Source organism: Halosaccharopolyspora lacisalsi, from assembly GCF_014137975.1.
Taxonomy (GTDB): Bacteria; Actinomycetota; Actinomycetes; order Mycobacteriales; family Pseudonocardiaceae; genus Halosaccharopolyspora; species Halosaccharopolyspora lacisalsi.
The window spans coordinates 405,013-420,449 of the sequence record NZ_JACGWZ010000003.1 but is presented as its reverse complement, the minus strand read 5'-3'; the positions used below and the strand labels follow the sequence as shown (position 1 = coordinate 420,449).

Here is a 15,437-nt window from a genome sequence, read left to right as displayed (position 1 = left end):
TCACCGTGGACGAGACGATGAGTCGGTTCGACGAGTCCGAGAGGATCCTGCTCGCGATGTGGCGCCGCTACCGCGGGACCGCCCCGAACGAGCCGGACACGATCCAACACGCCCTGCTCGGTGCCTGGCGGCGGTACGACCGCTCTCCGGCCGCGCGCCCGCTCCGAGTCACGGCGCTGCGGCACCGGCTGAACGAGCGGCCGTCGTCGTCCACACCGTCCACGGGGCTGTTCGGGCCGTCCGGGTACCTCCCCGACTCCGCCGGCCGGGTACTGGGACTGGTGCTGGGAGGATCCGCGGCGGAAGCACTGGCACGGGGGCGCCCCGGCGAGCGGACCACCGCCACGCTGTTCACCCTGGAAGGGTTGATCCGGGCGCACACCCGCGCGCGGACCAGCGGCGTCGAAGAACCGGTCCACGAAGCGCTGGCGGGACTGCGGCGCTGGTTGCACACCCGTGGCGTGGCCTGGCGTGACTGCGTCGGTCACGAACACCTCGCCGACGAACCGGACGGCTGGCTGGCCGCGCAGGAGCTCCCCCGCGGCATCACCAGTGACGACACCGCGATGGTCACGACCCTGGCACGCACCGTGACGAACGGCCTCTCCGGGACGACGCGGCATCCCGCCAACCGGGCGAGCTCGGCGACGACCGTTCCGCTCGGTGCGCTCGGTGCACTGTGGTCGAACGCGGGCGAGACGGTGTTCGATCTGGGCACGGAACTGACCGCGCTGACCCACGGCGACCCGCGAGCACACGTCCCCGCGGGTGTCCTCGGAGTCACCGTCTCCGGACTGCTGCACGGCCGCGACCTGCGAAGCAGCATCCGCGCGGCGTTGAGATACGACAGCGGCGACGTGACCGGCCCGATACGCCGGGCGGTGCGGTTCGACCAGCGGCGGCCGGTGGGGCACCGCCCCAGCCGCCGAAACCTGGAAGCCATGAGCGGTGGACGTACCGGAGCGGAAGCACTCGCCATCGCCGTGCGGGTCGCGCTGGCCTGCCCTGACGACTTCGCCACGGCCGTGAACCTGGCCGCCGATCACCACGGCGACACCGTCACTTCCGCCGTGCTGTGCGGACAGCTGCTGGGGGCGCTCAACGGTCCCGCCATCGTCCCCGCCGCCTGGCGCGACACGCTCGACGGCCTCCTCGAACGCGTCGCCGAGGACGCCACCGCGGAGTTCGGTCCGCACCCCGAGGAGTCCGCTTCGTGGTTGCGGCGCTATCCCGTACCGGGGTCGCCAGAACCCACCGCCTCCCCCGACGAACCCGCGCGCTGGCAGCGGCGGTTCGTGGGAAGCGTGCTGGGATGCACCGTGGGCGAGGCGTTCGGGACTCCGATCACGACGGAGAGCTGGGACGACATCCGGGGTCGGCACGGCGAGCGAGGACTCGCCGATTACGTGCCCGCCGGACACCCGTCCGGTCGGCTCGGCAGCGACAGTCAGCTCCTGCTGTTCACCCTGGAGGGCATGATCCGTGCGGGCGTGCACCGCAGGAACGGTGGTGGGACCGACCCGATCCGCCCTCTCCAGCACGCGCACCAGCGCTGGCTGCACACCCAGCATCTGAGCTGGCCACGCGCGGCCGGTGAGTTCCTGAGCGGCACTCCCGAGCCGGACGGCTGGCTGGTCGGGGAACGCGGCCTGTTCCATACCCGCGCTCCCGGGCGGACCATGATGCGCACGCTGATCGCCTTCGCCAAGGGGCAGCAGGCGATGGGCACCCCCGAGGATCCGGTCAGCGACTCACGGGGCAGTACCGCCGTGCTCCGAGCCGTACCGGCGACGCTCTGGAGCAACGATCCCACCGAGGTCTTCCGGGTCGCGAGCAACACGGCCGCCCTGACCCACGGCGCTCCGGCGGCGCACCTGAGTGCGGGTGCCCTGGCCGTGCTCGTCTCCCGAACGACGCACGAGGAGCCACTGCCGATGGCCGTCGATGCCGCGCTGAACCAGCTGTCGGGGCACCCGGGACACGAGGAGGTGACGCGGGGTGTCGAAGCGGCGGCGAGGTTGGCCGCGTCCGGCCCCGCCGACCCGAACGAACTCGAAAAGCGGCTCGGCACCGGTTGGACGGCTCCCGAGGCACTGGCGATCGGGCTCCACGCCGCCCTCGTGTCCGGTGACGACTTCGACGCCGGTCTCCGCGTGGCGGCGAACCACTCCGGCAACAGCGCCACCTGCGCGGCGGTGTGCGGAGGGCTGCTGGGAGCCGCGCTCGGTGCGAACGGGATCGATTCCCGCTGGAGCACCGACCTGGAACTCGCCGAGACCGTCGAACGCCTCGCCGAGGACGCCACCCTGGAGTTCGGCACCCGACCACCGACCGACTCCGCCTGGACCACCCGCTACCCGCCCACCTGATCGAGCTGGAGAGCCGGGAACGGCCGTGGCCTCAGCACGACCGTAAGGCTAGTGTTCGACGTATGGCCGACGAACTCGTACACCGGACCGTGGACAACGGCATCGCCACGATCACGCTGGATTCGCCGCACAATCGCAACGCGCTGTCGGCACGGCTGCGCATGGAACTACGTGCGGCGCTGACGGCCTCGATCGACGAGAATTCGGTGCGTGTGGTCGTGCTGGACCACACGGGGCCGGTGTTCTGCGCCGGGATGGACCTCAAGGAGTCGCGCGACGAGGAGAGCACCGAGGAGCAGGGGGTCCGGGACCTTCCCGCGCTGCTCGAACAGATCTGGACCAGCCCGAAGCCGGTCGTGACCAAGCTGGCCGGTCCGGCGCGTGCCGGAGGGATCGGACTGGTCGCCGCCAGCGACATCGCGGTCGCCGCCGACACGGCCACGTTCGCCTTCAGCGAGGTCCGCATCGGGGTCGTCCCCGCCACGATCTCGGTGACGGTGCTGCCCGTGCTGGACACGCGCCAGGCCCACGAGCTGTTCCTGACCGGCGAGAAGTTCGACGCCGGGCGTGCCGCCTCGATCGGCCTGCTGAACTCGGCCGTTCCCGCCGAGCAGCTCGACGCCGAGGTCACCCGCTACACCGACATGCTCGCCCTCGGCGGTCCGAAGGCGCTGGCGGCGACCAAGGAGATGCTGCACCGTCCACGGCCGACGAAGCTCAGCGACGACTTCGCCGAGATGCTCGCGCTGTCGGCCGAGCACTTCGCCGGCGAGGAGGGCAAGGAGGGCATCAGAGCCTTCTCCGAGAAGCGCCGGCCCAGCTGGGCCCCTCGCCCGTCCTGAAGCTCGTCCACTCCCGTGGATGCTGTGCACGGGTAAGGTCATCCGTGCGACTGTTCCCCGGCCTGGGGCCGGGGAACCCTTCCCGGCTCGCGCCGGAAAGTTCCCGCTTCTCAGCCGATTGCCCCGTCCGGAAGGTCTCCCGTTGAGGTCTGACACCGGCTCCGCAGGCCGACGCCGCCAGCCCGGCGGCCTTGATGTTCGCTGCGGCGTTGACGTCCCGGTCGTGGGTCGTGCCGCAGCCTGCGCACGCCCACGTGCGCACCTTCAGCCGCATCACGTCGGCGAGCCCGCCGTTTTTCGGCATGTTGCGCGCCTGAAGATCCTCGATCAAGATCTTGTGGTTCTCACGGACGAGTCGAGTGGTGACCCTGTGCAGGTGGTCTTTCCATCGGTCGGTGATCCGCGCGGGCACGCGGGCCACCTACCGGCGGGCCTTGGCCCGGTCGTTCGACCCCTCTTCCCCGCGAGGCAGCTCCCGCTGTGCCTTCGCCGGCTTCTTTCGGTCGCGGCGTTCGTGTTGCGGGTCGGTGACCTTTTCGCCGGTCGACAGCGTCGCCAACGACTCGATTCCCCCGTCCACGCCCACTGCCTGATCGGTCGGCGCGTGATGGTCCACCGAGGTTTCGACCGGAACCGGGACGAACCATCGGCCGGCCGCGTCACGCGAGACCGTCACCGTGGACGGCTCAGCACCCTCCGGCAACGGGCGCGACCACACGATGTGCAACGGCTCGGGCATCTTCGCCAGCCTCAACCGGCCATCACGCCACGCGCAAGCCGACCTGGTGTACTCCGCCGACGGACGCGACTCAAACCGCGGACACCGCGCCTGCTGGGCGAAAAAGTTCGAAAACGCCATCCGCAGATGCGGCAGCGCCTGCTGCAGCGGCACGCTGGACACCTCGCCCGGATACGCCGGCCCCTCGGAGCGCTTCCACGCGGTGAGCAACTTCGAGGTCTCGACGTGTTTCACCCGGCGCTGCTCGGTGAACCACGCCCCGGTCCGCACCTCCAAGGCAAGATCGTAGACCTTGCGCGCACAGCCGAACGTGCGCAACAACCCGCCCCGCTGCTGCGCAGTGGAGGTAGAAGCGGTGGCCGTACACCCGCTTCGCCCGCGTCCTGACCATATTCACGTACCAGCGATCTTTCGCACAAGCCTGATCACGGGATGGTCGCCACGACCATTCGAGACCGACTCCTCCCCGGCGTGAACGCCGAGGTTTCCACCGATAAGGAGGCGCGATGACGACGCCGAGAGGACACTTACGCCGAGTCGGGATGACGTTCGGGATACCCGTGGTGGCCGCCGCCGTCATCCTGGTCTTTTACCTCACGTGGCTACCCCGGCTCCCCGAGCGCCTGGCCACCCATTTCGGCATGGGCGGACGTGCCGACGGGTTCACCTCCGTCGGCGCGTTCCCCTTCGTCATGCCCACGGTGACCCTCGGCTTCGGGGTCCTTTTCGGGTTACTCGCACTGGCCATGCGCAGGAATCCCTTCGCGCAGCGGTTGATGAGCGCCGCTGCCGGCGGAGTCGCCCTGATGATGCTGGCCATCAACGTGCTGCTGCTGCACGAGCATCTCGACGTCGCCGACTCCACGGCGGTGACGCTGCCCGGCTGGCACATCGGCACGGTCGGGATCGGCATGGCCGTGGGCGGTGCGCTGGGCTGGTTCGCGGCGGGCAGCACCCCCGCCGTCGAGGCCGAGCCGCCACCCGACGTCCACACCCCCGTGCGGGAACCGGCCGTCGGCGAGACGGTGAGCTGGCGACGGAGTCAGACGTCCCCGGTGATCGGGTGGATCATGGTGGGGATGTTGCCGGTAGTGGTGCTGACCTGCGCGGTGAGCACCTGGTGGCTGCTGGCCCTGCACATCCCGGTGTACCTGCTGCTGGCGTCCTTCGCCCGGGTCGTCGTCGAGATCGACGACTCCGGGCTCACGCTGCGCATGTTGGCGGGCCTGCCCCGGATCCACGTTCCCGTCCCCGAACTGCGCACCGCGTACAGCCGCGACATCGCCCCCTTGCGCGACTTCAGCGGATGGGGTTGGCGCAGCAACAGCACCGCCTGCGGGCTCGTCCTGCGATCCGGTTCCGGCCTGTGGGTCCACCGCAAGCAGCGGGAACCGCTGGCGGTGACCGTCCCGGACGCAGAGGAGGCCGCCGCCCTGCTCAACGGCCTGCGCGACCGGCGCGCCGCGGGCGGTCGCTGAGAAGCGGGTCAGCCGCGGGTGACCACCGCCGAGAAGGGGCGGTCGGGGGCGGAGTCGATCGCGGCGTCCTGCAACACCGAGCTTATGCCCCGATACGACTTCGGGTCGTGCTCGGCCAACACCTCGTAGCCGGACCAGATGAGCACGTGTTCACCCTCGGGCAACCACGACAGGTCGGTCAGGCAGTCGTGCAGGGCGTCCAGGTTGCGCCCGGCCCACTCGGGGAAGGACAGCACGGCCGCGATCCCGCACAGCATCATGCGTTTGTTGACCAGCTCCGTACCGTCCAGCACGTGCGGAATGGCCCCACGCCTGCGCGCGTCCTCGGCAGCCTGCCGAGCGGTGGCGGCGGCAGGAGGCCCAGCCGGTTCGCTCACCGCCGGTTCCTTCCTCAGCAACTTCGTAGCAAACATCAGCGCTTCACAAGATCAACGATGAGGAAAAGTTCCGGCCGGTTTCGTGCCGCGCCGTCGCGACCGAGGCGGCCGCCGACTCCGCTCCGGAGTCGCCACCGGTGTTCTGGCGCACCAGCCACCCGACGATCACCAGCACGATCAGTCCCACGAGGGCGATCGTGATACGCCTGCGGGAGCTCACGACGTCCTCCCCGCGACGATGGCACGGCGGTCAAGGAAGCCGAGGCCGTCGGCCCGGCCAGGACGGTCAGGAAGCACTGCGCTCCCCCATCCCGAGCTTACGCCGCTCGGCACGCGAACCGGACACATCGCGCCGACCCAGCGGCGGCTCGGCCCCACGCACCCGGGTCACCCGGGCCGACAGGCCGTCGACCACGCGGTCGACGACCCTGGCCACCGCCCAGGTCAGCGGCACCAGCACCGCCAGCGTCAGCATCACCTGCAACGGGTACGGGAGCCGTACGAGCCACAGCTCGACCCCGTCCCACCAGAGGACCAGCCACTCCATCACAGCGCGTCAGAGTACGCCTGATTTCGACGAGGCGTACGGCGCCCTCGGTATTTCGCTGTCCGCCGAGAACCCCCGGGCCGTGACGGCATGTCACCCACCCGCCGAGCCCCTCCCGCTCAGCCCGTGCCGGCGGACCGTTGCCGGATCGAGTTGATGACGGCACCGAAGTCGTAGCCGCCACCGCCCTCCTCGTTGAAACGCTGGTAGATCTCGGAGGCGAGGCGGCCGATCTCGGTTTCGGTACCGCTCTGCTCGGCGGCCGAGACGGCGAGGTTGAGGTCCTTGAGCATCAGCGCGGCGGCGAAGCCGGGTTCGTAGTCCTGATCTGCCCTGCTGGTGGGGACCATGCCGGGCACGGGGCAGTTCGTGGTCAGCGACCAGCACTGACCGGTGGAGACCGAGGCGACGTCGTAGAGCGCCTGGTGGGAGAGCCCGAGCTTCTCACCCAGCACGAACGCCTCGCCCACCGCGATCATCGAGGCGCCGAGCATGAGGTTGTTGCACATCTTGGTGACCTGCCCGTTTCCGGCCCCGCCGCAGTGGATCACCTTGCGCGCCATCGGCTCCAGCACCGGTTCCGCCCGCCGGAACGCCTCCTCGGGGGCGCCGACCATGAACGTCAACGTGCCCGCCTCCGCTCCGGCCGTGCCCCCGGACACCGGCGCGTCCACCGAGTCGAACCCGGCGCTGTTCGCCAGTTCGTGGGCCTTGCGGGCATCGGTCACGTCGACGGTCGAGGAGTCGATCAGCAGCGTTCCCGGATCCGCCGCGTCGAGAACGTCGCCGTAGCAGTCCAACAGGGGTTTCCCGCCGGGCAGCATCGTGATCACGGCATCGACCCCGCGCACGGCGTCCGCGACGGACTCGGCCGGTGTCACGCCGTGACCGGCGGCGGCCTCCAGGGTCTCGGCCGTGAGGTCGAAGCCCCGTACCGAGTGCCCGGCCCCGACCAGGTTCGCCGACATCGGGCCACCCATGTGGCCCAACCCGATGAAACCGATGACAGCCATGCCACTTCCTTCCTCGAGATTGACGTACCTGACGGGGCCGAGCACGGGCACTCAGTCGGACAGACCGAGATCCCCCACCTCGGGCGGCTGGAAGAACCGGTCGACGAAGTCGGTACCGACCTCTTCGACACGACCGGGCGACCACGCCGGGTTCTTGTCCTTGTCCACCAATGTCGCGCGCACGCCCTCGACGAAGTCCCCGATGCGCACGCAGGCCTCGGAGACGCGGAACTCGCGGTCGAGCGCCTGTTCCAGTGAACTCTCCCGCGCCGCCTCCCGCAGCGAGCGCAGCGTGACCTTCAGCGAGGTCGGTGACTTGGTCACGATCGCCTCGACGGCCGAGCGAGCCGCCGGTTCCGGACGTTGCCGGAGACGGTGCAGGAGCTCCTCGACGCTGTCCGCCGAGTAGACCTCGTCGATCCATCCCCGCTCGGACTTCAGGGCGGACTCCGGTGGCTGCTCGGCGTACTTCTCCAGCACCGCGTCCACCGGCCCGGTCGACAGCGCCGCGGCCAACTCCCCCAGACCGGCACTGGGGACGTAGTAGTCGGCCAAACCACAGTGCAGGGCGTCGGCGGCTCCCACCGGCGCTCCGGTCAGCGCCATGTGCGTGCCGAGCTCACCCGGAGCGCGGGAAAGCAGGTGGGTACCACCGACGTCGGGAGCGAAGCCGATGCCCACTTCGGGCATGCCGACCTTCGAGCGCTCGGTGACCACCCGGTGCGAGCCGTGGGCGGAGACGCCGACTCCGCCACCCATGCAGATACCGTCCATGAGGCCCACGACCGGCTTCGGGTACCTCGCCAGCGCCGCGTTCATCCGGTACTCCTCGCCCCAGAACGTCGCCACCAGCGATTCGTCCCCGGTCTGGGAAGCGTCGTAGATCGCACGGATGTCACCACCCGCGCAGAGCCCGCGATCCCCGGCTCCCTCGACGAGCACGGCCCGGATCCGGTCGTCGTCGCGCCACTTGTCCAGTGCCGCCCGCACCGACCGGACCATGCCCAGGGTCAGCGAGTTCAGGGCCTTCGGCCGGTTGAGCGTGATGCGCCCCAGCACCCCCTGCTCGTCGATCAGGAGTTCCTGCTCGGGGTCCGATGTCATGATTGTGACTCCAACAGTCCACGGGAAATGATCAGTCGCATGATCTCGTTGGTACCTTCCAGGATCTGATGCACCCGCAGGTCGCGGACGATCTTCTCCAAGCCGTACTCGGCAAGGTATCCGTATCCGCCGTGGATCTGAAGGGCCTCGTTGGCCACCGTGAAGCCCACGTCGGTGGTCATTCGCTTGGCCATCGCGCACAACCGGGTGGCCGACGGGTCCTTGGCGTCCAGTGCCGAGGCAGCCCGCCACAGCAGCATCCGGCCCGCCTCCAGGTCCGTGGCCATGTCGGCGATCTTGAACTGCACCGCCTGGAAGTCGCCGATCCGCGCGCCGAAGGCCGTGCGCTCACGCACGTAGTCCAGGCTCTTGTCCAACGCGGCCTGGGCACCACCGAGCGAGCAGGCCCCGATGCTGAGCCTGCCGCCGTCGAGCCCGGACATGGCGATCTTGAAGCCGGTGCCCTCCGCGCCGAGCCGGTTGGCCACCGGTACCCGCACGTCGGTGAACACGACCTGCCTGGTGGGCTGGGTGTTCCACCCCATCTTGCGTTCCTCGGCGCCGAAGGAGATGCCCTCGCTGGCACCGTCGACGACCAGGGCGGAGATGCCCTTGGCACCCGGCTCACCGGTGCGCACCATGACCACGTAGACGTCCGAGGTGCCACCGCCGGAGATGAACTGCTTGACGCCGTTGACCACGTAGTGGTCCCCGTCGCGGACGGCGCCGGTGCTCAGCGCTCCCGCGTCGGAACCGGCCTCGGGCTCGGTCAGGCAGTAACTGCCGAGCCGCTGCATCGAGCACAGCCCGGGCAACCAGTGGGCTCGCTGCTGCTCGTCACCGAACTCGTCGATCATCCACGCGACCATGTTGTGAATGGAGACGTAGGCGGCTGTCGACGGGCAGCCGGTGGCCAACGCCTCGAAGACCAGCGCGGAGTCGAAACGACTCAGCCCGCTGCCGCCGAACCGCTCGTCGACGTAGACACCTCCCATGCCGAGCGTGCCCGCCTCGCGCAGCACCTCCACGGGGAAGTGCTTGTCCTGGTCCCACCGCACGGCCTCGGGGGCGATGCGTTCGGCCGCGAACTCCCGCGCGGTCTGCTGGATGGCCCGTTGGTCCTCGCTCAGCGAGAACGGCGACGCCTGCGGACTCGCCTCCGTTGCCACGCCCACGTGTCCTCCTTTGCCGGGTGCCGGGATCGCCGGTCAGCCCATGGTCGGGATGGTGAAGCTGGCGCCTTCCTTGCGTCCGGAGGGCCAGCGTGAAGTGACCGTCTTGGTCTGGGTGTAGAAGCGGATCGAGTCCGGGCCGTGCTGGTTGAGGTCGCCGAATCCGGAACGCTTCCAGCCTCCGAAGCTGTGGTAGGCGATCGGCACCGGGATGGGCACGTTGATACCGACCATGCCGGTGTCCACGCGCCCGGCGAACTCCCGGGCGGCGTCCCCGTCACGGGTGAAGATCGCCACGCCGTTGCCGTACTGGTGTTCGCTGGGCAGGCGCAGCGCCTCCTCGTAGTCGTTCGCGCGCACCACCGACAGCACGGGGCCGAAGATCTCCTCCCGGTAGATCCGCATGTCCGGGGTGACGTGGTCGAACAGCGAACCACCCGTGAAGAAGCCGTCCTCGTAGCCCTCCTTGCGGAAGCCGCGTCCGTCGACCACCAGCTCGGCGCCCTCCTCGACGCCGAGGTCGATGTAGTCGTGGACCTTCTGCCGTGCCTCCGCGGTGACCAGCGGCCCGAAGTCGGCGGACTCTTCGAAGCTGGTTCCGATGCTGAGGTCGCGAACGCGTTCGTTCAGCTTCTCCACCAGGGCGTCCGCCGTGGGCTTGCCGACCGGCACGGCGACCGAGATCGCCATGCACCGCTCTCCCGCCGAGCCGTAACCGGCACCGATCAGCGCGTCCACGGCTCCGTCGAGATCGGCGTCGGGCATCACGATCATGTGGTTCTTCGCGCCGCCGAAGCACTGGGCGCGTTTCCCGTGCGCGGCGGCCGTGGAGTAGATGTACTCGGCGATGTCCGAGGAACCGACGAAGCCGACCGCGTCCACGACCGGGTCGGTCAGCACCGCGTCGACAGCGGTCTTGTCGCCGTTGACGACGTTGAGCACGCCCGGTGGCAGACCGGCCTCGATGAACAGCTCGGCCAGACGCACCGGCACGGACGGGTCCCGTTCGGAGGGCTTGAGCACGAAGGAGTTGCCGCAGGCGATGGCCGGGGCGGCCTTCCACAGCGGGATCATGGCGGGGAAGTTGAACGGGGTGATGCCCGCGGCGACCCCGAGCGGCTGACGCATCGAGTAGACGTCGATGCCGGTACCCGCGCCCTCGCTGTACTCGCCCTTGAGCAGGTGCGGGATCCCCGCCGCGAACTCGACGACGTCCAGGCCGCGTTGGACGTCACCCCGCGCGTCGGGGACCGTCTTGCCGTGCTCGGAGGCCAGCAACCGCGCCAGCGAGTCCATCTCGTCCTGACACAACTGCAGGAACTTCATCAGCACCCTGGCCCGCTTCTGCGGGTTCCAGGAGGCCCACTCGGGCTGGGCCTCGGCGGCGTTGGCCACGGCGGCGCGGACCTCCTCGGCCGAGGCCAGCGGAACGTGGGACTGGACGCGACCGGTGTTCGGGTCGTAGACGTCACCGTAGGAGCCCGAGGTACCCCGCACTCGCTTACCGCCGATGAAGTGCTCCAGTTCGTTGGTCATACCGCACCCTTCGCCGCCGTTACTCGGAACCCAAACCTTTGGCCCTCCAATCATTCATGGTTTCCGAGCAGACGCAACAGGGTGTCTTCCGTCACACTCGAAAGAGGCTGTCGTCACCGCACGACCCGTTCGGAGGCGAGATCGTGTTGACTGAGGACGTGGACGTCGACATCGCACCCTTCGACCTTCAGGACCGCTTGGACGAGGTCCGGGCGCTGGCGCGCACGGCCATGACCGATGCCGGGCAACCCGGCGGGATCCTGGTCGCGAAGTACCTGGACGAGGTCACCGAACTGGACGGCCTGCTGGCCCTCGGCGCCCACCGGGGGCAGCGACTGGTGGGGATGCTCGTCGGATGGCCGACCGCCAGTCGCGAGTGGTGGCCGCACCACGTGCGTCCGGCGCTGACCGCCACGCACAACGAACACTGGCTCGACGACGCCTTCGAACTCGCCGAGCTGCACGTGCACCCCGATGTGCAGCGCCACGGTCTGGCCTCGGCACTGCTGGACGAGGTGCGGTTGCGGATCGATCAGCCGCGCATCGTGCTGGGCACCAACGCCCTGAACAACCAACGGGCCAGGCAGTTCTACCGGGGCCAGGGGTTCCGCACGCTCACGGGACCGTTCGAGTGGCTGGGGCTCGACATGCGCATCTTCGTGCTCGGCCTCGAGTTCTCCGGGAGCTCACGCGGCTGAACACGTGGCTTCACAGCACGGCGGTGATCGCTTCCGCCCACGGAGCGGGCAGATCGTCCAGGCCCGCGGTCACGTGCTCGGCGAGACCCCGGTTCCCCATCCGGAACGCGAACACGTCGGCGACCGTCACCCCGTGCTCCGGCCGCGACAGCACCTTGCGCTCATCGCCGGCACCGACCTCACCGGGCGTTTCCACGGCGAGGTAGGCACCGGTCCTGCCCACGGCGGTGAAGCGCTTGACCAGGTCGGCGGCGTTCCAGAAACCGGCGAAGACCCGGCACGGAGTACGTGGACCCGTCACGCGCACCACCGCCGTGCCGACACGCCACCGCTCCCCGATCAGGGCCCGACTGGCATCGCAGTCCACCAGTGTCAGGTTCTCCCCCGCGCTGCCCGCGACGAGCTCCCCGTCCAGCTCCTCCGACCAGTACCGCAGGTCCTCGGCGTCGTAGGCGTAGGCGGCCTGGTACCAGGCGCCGTGACGCTTTGTGTCGCGGACGCTGTCACCACGGACCCCTTCCCGCCCGAACCACACCCGGTGCCCGACCGGTCGCTTGTCGATGCCGGTGCTGCCCACGCTCCCGGTCCAGTCGCCGGTCCGGACCACGGCGATGTTGACTGACTCGACGTATCCCACGAGCTCAACCTATGGGCAAGGCAGCCGCCCGCGCACCCTTGTTTCTCGTAGTCCCGGTCACGCCAGGGCCGTGGACGGCACCAGCCGGGCGGGGTCGCCCCACCCGGCTTCCGTCGTCGGCGCGACCGGGGCGACAGCCGCCACGGTCGCGCCGAGCACCGTCACGCTCCCTGATGGGCGATCTCGACGGTGATGCTGTGCGGCCCGGTACTCACCTCGTAGGGCAGCTCCGAGTGCGATTCGATGATCCCGATACCGAGCTTGACGTGCCCCTCGAACGACCCCAGGTTCTTGACCTGAGCGACGACGCTCTGCCGTTGCGGATCGACCGGAACCGCACCGGCCGCCGCGTCACCGTCATCGGCGTGGGTGAGATCCAGCTCCAGCGCCGGCCCCCCCTCCAGGTTGGCGGGGCGGCCCGAACCCTCGTAGCGCAACGGCTTGGGCCGATAACCCACCTGGTAGTCCGGGGTTCCGCTCCCGGGCGCGAACTCCAGGCGGATCGCGTCGCTGCCCTGTCGACGCAGCAGCCGCACATCGGTCAGCACCGCCGGGTCGGGGCCCGTGGCGCTGCCCGTTCCGGATTTGTCGCCGGTGGTGAAGCCGTCCTGCCGGGCACCACCGGAGTCCCCGAGCTCCCGGCGGGCGATCGTCTCGCCCGCGGCGTTGCGGGCCACCACGGCCTGCACGAACTTCGGCGCACTGACCGGGGAGAAGGCTCTGGCACGACCGTCGAGGACGTCGACGAGCCCGAAGTGCTCGGCCTTCTCGACGACGGGACTGCCGTCGTTGGCGATCAGGTCGACATCCCTGACGGCCTCGTTGTCGACGATACCGACGAGGTAGTCTTCGGCACCGACCGTCAGGGACCGCAGCTGAAGCTTCGGTGGCCCTGCGGGCACCGGGTCGCACACCGCTCGGCTCGACCGGTCGGTCCGGACGTCGACGCAGTAGCCCTGCTCCGAGGAGTAGCCGACCACGGAGAACTTCCGGTTGCCCCGATCGTAGGAAGCGATCCGGGTCGGCTCGTCCCGCGTGGGACCGGTTTCCCGCGGGGAGGAATCACCGGTCGACCGCACGGACCGTTTCGACCGCTGGGCCGAGTCCCCCGTCTCCGAGCTCGGCGTTCCGCGCGCCGCGGACTGGTGCCATTCCGGTGTCGACGTGGTCGCGACCGAATCACCTCCCGAAGCACAGCCGGTCACGGCGGCCATCGCGGCAACGGCACCCACGGTCAACGCCGCTCCGCGAGCACGCAACAAATCGAACGTCATCGCTTCCTCCCCGTCAGCTCGGGACCTTCCCTCTCGAAGGAGACCGCCCGGGAGACGCACCCGTCCCCGGGCGGGTTGTCTCGCGAGAGACACGGAGTCGAAGCACTTCGCCGCCCGCTCCGGCGGGCCGACGAAAAGTGGGCGGGAACCCGGCTGCCGGGTTCCCGCCCACTCGCACCATCGCGATCACTACACCCCGCCACAGGGCCGCTGGTGCGTCAGGGAGAGCGCCGTTGCGCTCAGAACTGGGCCGTCTCGGTCGAGCCGGCCAGCGCGGTGGTGGACGAGTCCGGGCTCACCGCGGTGTTGATCAGGTCGAAGTAGCCGGTACCGGCCTCGCGCTGGTGCTTGGTCGCGGTGTAGCCGTCCTTCTCGGCGGCGAACTCGCGCTGCTGCAGGTCCACGTAGGCCGTCATGTCGTCCTTGGCGTAGTTCTTGGCCAGATCGAACATGCTGTAGTTCAGGGCGTGGAAGCCGGCCAGGGTGATGAACTGGAACTTGTAACCCATCTGGCCGAGCTCCCGCTGGAACTTGGCGATGGTGCTGTCGTCGAGGTTCTTGCTCCAGTTGAACGACGGCGAGCAGTTGTAGGCCAGCATCTGGTTCGGGTACTTCGCCTTGATCGCCTCGGCGAACTGGCGGGCCTCGTCGAGATCCGGCGTGGACGTCTCCATCCAGATCAGGTCCGCGTAGGGCGCGTAGGCCAGACCACGCTCGATGCACGGCTGGATGCCGTTGGACACCTTGTAGAAGCCCTCGCTGGTGCGCTCGCCGGTGACGAACTTCTGGTCACGCTCGTCGACGTCGCTGGTCAGCAGCGTGGCCGCCTGCGCATCGGTACGGGCCACGACCAGCGACGGAACGCCGGCGACATCGGCGGCCAGGCGAGCGGAGTTGAGGGTCTTGACGTGCTGGCTGGTGGGGATGAGCACCTTGCCACCGAGGTGACCGCACTTCTTCTCCGAAGCGAGCTGGTCCTCCCAGTGCACACCGGCGGCACCGGACTGGATCATGCCCTTCATCAGCTCGTAGGCGTTGAGCACGCCACCGAAGCCGGCCTCGGCGTCGGCCACGATCGGGGCCAACCAGTGCCGGTCCTCGGTCTCCACCTCGGAACCCTCGGAGTCCAGCGCCTCGGCCCAGGCGACCTGGTCGGCGCGCTTGAGGGCGTTGTTGATCCGGCGCACGACCTGCGGGACCGAGTTGGCCGGGTAGAGGCTCTGGTCCGGGTAGGTCTCACCGGCCAGGTTGGCGTCCGCGGCGACCTGCCAGCCGGACAGGTAGATCGCCTGGAGGCCGGCGCGGACCTGCTGAACCGCCTGGTTGCCGGTCAGCGCGCCGAGGGCGTGGATGTAGTCGTTGTCGTGCAGGAGGTTCCAGAGCCGCTCGGCTCCCTGGCGGGCCAGGGTGTTCTCCTCTTGAACCGAACCCCGCAGGCGGACGACGTCACCAGCCGAGTAGGTACGCTCGACGTCCTTCCACCTCGGGTCGGTGTCCCACTCGCGCTGGAGGTCGTTGGCGGCCTGGAGGGCTTGCTCGCGGGTACCACGCTCGGGGCTCATGGTCTCCACCTTTCGATCGCTTGCGGCCTGCTACTTCCCAGTGTTGATGCTTGGGCAAGGAAAAACGAGGACTCTTTGGGGGGAAATTT

The 15,437-nt window shown here is 69.3% G+C and carries 16 protein-coding genes; 4 read left to right on the top strand and 12 right to left on the bottom strand.

Annotation, left to right across the window (positions count from 1 at the left end):
- Positions 1–17 precede the first annotated feature (17 nt).
- Positions 18–2,369 (top strand): ADP-ribosylglycohydrolase family protein, encoded by a 2,352-nt coding sequence (locus FHX42_RS13515; RefSeq protein WP_182544618.1) that lies wholly within the window; start codon positions 18–20, stop codon positions 2,367–2,369.
- A gap of 62 nt (positions 2,370–2,431) precedes the next feature.
- On the top strand, positions 2,432–3,211 hold the full coding sequence (locus tag FHX42_RS13510) for an enoyl-CoA hydratase-related protein (protein WP_182544617.1): 780 nt from the start codon (positions 2,432–2,434) through the stop codon (positions 3,209–3,211).
- Here the strand turns inward: FHX42_RS13510 and FHX42_RS26630 are convergent.
- Both FHX42_RS26630 and FHX42_RS26625 read right to left on the bottom strand, forming a co-directional pair.
- Positions 3,159–3,485 carry a transposase gene (locus tag FHX42_RS26630; RefSeq protein ID WP_235987342.1) on the bottom strand — a complete coding sequence of 109 codons (327 nt, stop codon included), beginning with the start codon at positions 3,483–3,485 and terminating at the stop codon, positions 3,159–3,161. The genes FHX42_RS13510 and FHX42_RS26630 overlap by 53 nt on opposite strands.
- A gap of 147 nt (positions 3,486–3,632) precedes the next feature.
- A complete protein-coding gene (locus FHX42_RS26625) occupies positions 3,633–4,268 on the bottom strand; it encodes an RNA-guided endonuclease InsQ/TnpB family protein (protein ID WP_235987341.1) in 636 nt (211 codons plus the stop codon).
- A 188-nt stretch (positions 4,269–4,456) separates the two neighbouring features.
- Here FHX42_RS26625 and FHX42_RS13500 point away from each other — a divergent pair, with 188 nt between their 5' ends.
- Positions 4,457–5,428, top strand: coding sequence for a DUF1648 domain-containing protein (locus FHX42_RS13500; protein WP_220480256.1), 972 nt, complete (start codon positions 4,457–4,459; stop codon positions 5,426–5,428).
- 8 nt (positions 5,429–5,436) lie between these two features.
- Here FHX42_RS13500 and FHX42_RS13495 read toward each other — a convergent pair whose 3' ends face one another.
- The 7 genes from FHX42_RS13495 to FHX42_RS13465 all read right to left on the bottom strand — a co-directional run bounded on the left by FHX42_RS13495 (position 5,437) and on the right by FHX42_RS13465 (position 11,177).
- The gene (locus tag FHX42_RS13495) at positions 5,437–5,805 is read right to left on the bottom strand and encodes a barstar family protein (protein WP_328796102.1); all 369 of its coding nucleotides are present in this window, start codon (positions 5,803–5,805) and stop codon (positions 5,437–5,439) included.
- A gap of 43 nt (positions 5,806–5,848) precedes the next feature.
- Complete coding sequence (locus tag FHX42_RS26620) at positions 5,849–6,025, bottom strand: hypothetical protein (RefSeq protein ID WP_235987287.1); 177 nt, start codon at positions 6,023–6,025, stop codon at positions 5,849–5,851.
- 66 nt (positions 6,026–6,091) lie between these two features.
- Complete coding sequence (locus FHX42_RS13485; RefSeq protein ID WP_220480344.1) at positions 6,092–6,352, bottom strand: hypothetical protein; 261 nt, start codon at positions 6,350–6,352, stop codon at positions 6,092–6,094.
- Positions 6,353–6,471: 119 nt separating this feature from the next.
- Entirely contained in the window at positions 6,472–7,365 is an 894-nt protein-coding gene (gene mmsB / locus FHX42_RS13480; RefSeq protein ID WP_182544613.1) for a 3-hydroxyisobutyrate dehydrogenase, read from the bottom strand.
- A 51-nt stretch (positions 7,366–7,416) separates the two neighbouring features.
- On the bottom strand, positions 7,417–8,469 hold the full coding sequence (locus FHX42_RS13475; protein WP_182544612.1) for an enoyl-CoA hydratase/isomerase family protein: 1,053 nt from the start codon (positions 8,467–8,469) through the stop codon (positions 7,417–7,419).
- Positions 8,466–9,644 (bottom strand): acyl-CoA dehydrogenase family protein, encoded by a 1,179-nt coding sequence (locus FHX42_RS13470; RefSeq protein ID WP_328796101.1) that lies wholly within the window; start codon positions 9,642–9,644, stop codon positions 8,466–8,468. The genes FHX42_RS13475 and FHX42_RS13470 overlap by 4 nt, the downstream gene beginning before the upstream one ends.
- A gap of 33 nt (positions 9,645–9,677) precedes the next feature.
- Positions 9,678–11,177 (bottom strand): CoA-acylating methylmalonate-semialdehyde dehydrogenase, encoded by a 1,500-nt coding sequence (locus tag FHX42_RS13465; protein WP_182544611.1) that lies wholly within the window; start codon positions 11,175–11,177, stop codon positions 9,678–9,680.
- A gap of 143 nt (positions 11,178–11,320) precedes the next feature.
- On the opposite strand from FHX42_RS13465, the gene FHX42_RS13460 reads away from it, so the two are divergent.
- Positions 11,321–11,875, top strand: coding sequence for a GNAT family N-acetyltransferase (locus tag FHX42_RS13460; RefSeq protein ID WP_182544610.1), 555 nt, complete (start codon positions 11,321–11,323; stop codon positions 11,873–11,875).
- Positions 11,876–11,885: 10 nt separating this feature from the next.
- On the opposite strand, the gene FHX42_RS13455 is transcribed toward FHX42_RS13460, so the two are convergent.
- The 3 genes from FHX42_RS13455 to aceA form a co-directional block, all read right to left on the bottom strand.
- Positions 11,886–12,512 (bottom strand): MOSC domain-containing protein, encoded by a 627-nt coding sequence (locus tag FHX42_RS13455; RefSeq protein WP_182544609.1) that lies wholly within the window; start codon positions 12,510–12,512, stop codon positions 11,886–11,888.
- 161 nt (positions 12,513–12,673) lie between these two features.
- Positions 12,674–13,786, bottom strand: a complete 1,113-nt coding sequence (locus FHX42_RS13450; RefSeq protein WP_182544608.1) for an AMIN-like domain-containing (lipo)protein — start codon at positions 13,784–13,786, stop codon at positions 12,674–12,676.
- Between the two features lie 239 nt (positions 13,787–14,025).
- Positions 14,026–15,348: an isocitrate lyase gene (gene aceA / locus FHX42_RS13445; protein ID WP_182544607.1), complete on the bottom strand. Its 1,323-nt coding sequence runs from the start codon at positions 15,346–15,348 to the stop codon at positions 14,026–14,028.
- Positions 15,349–15,437: the final 89 nt, after the last annotated feature.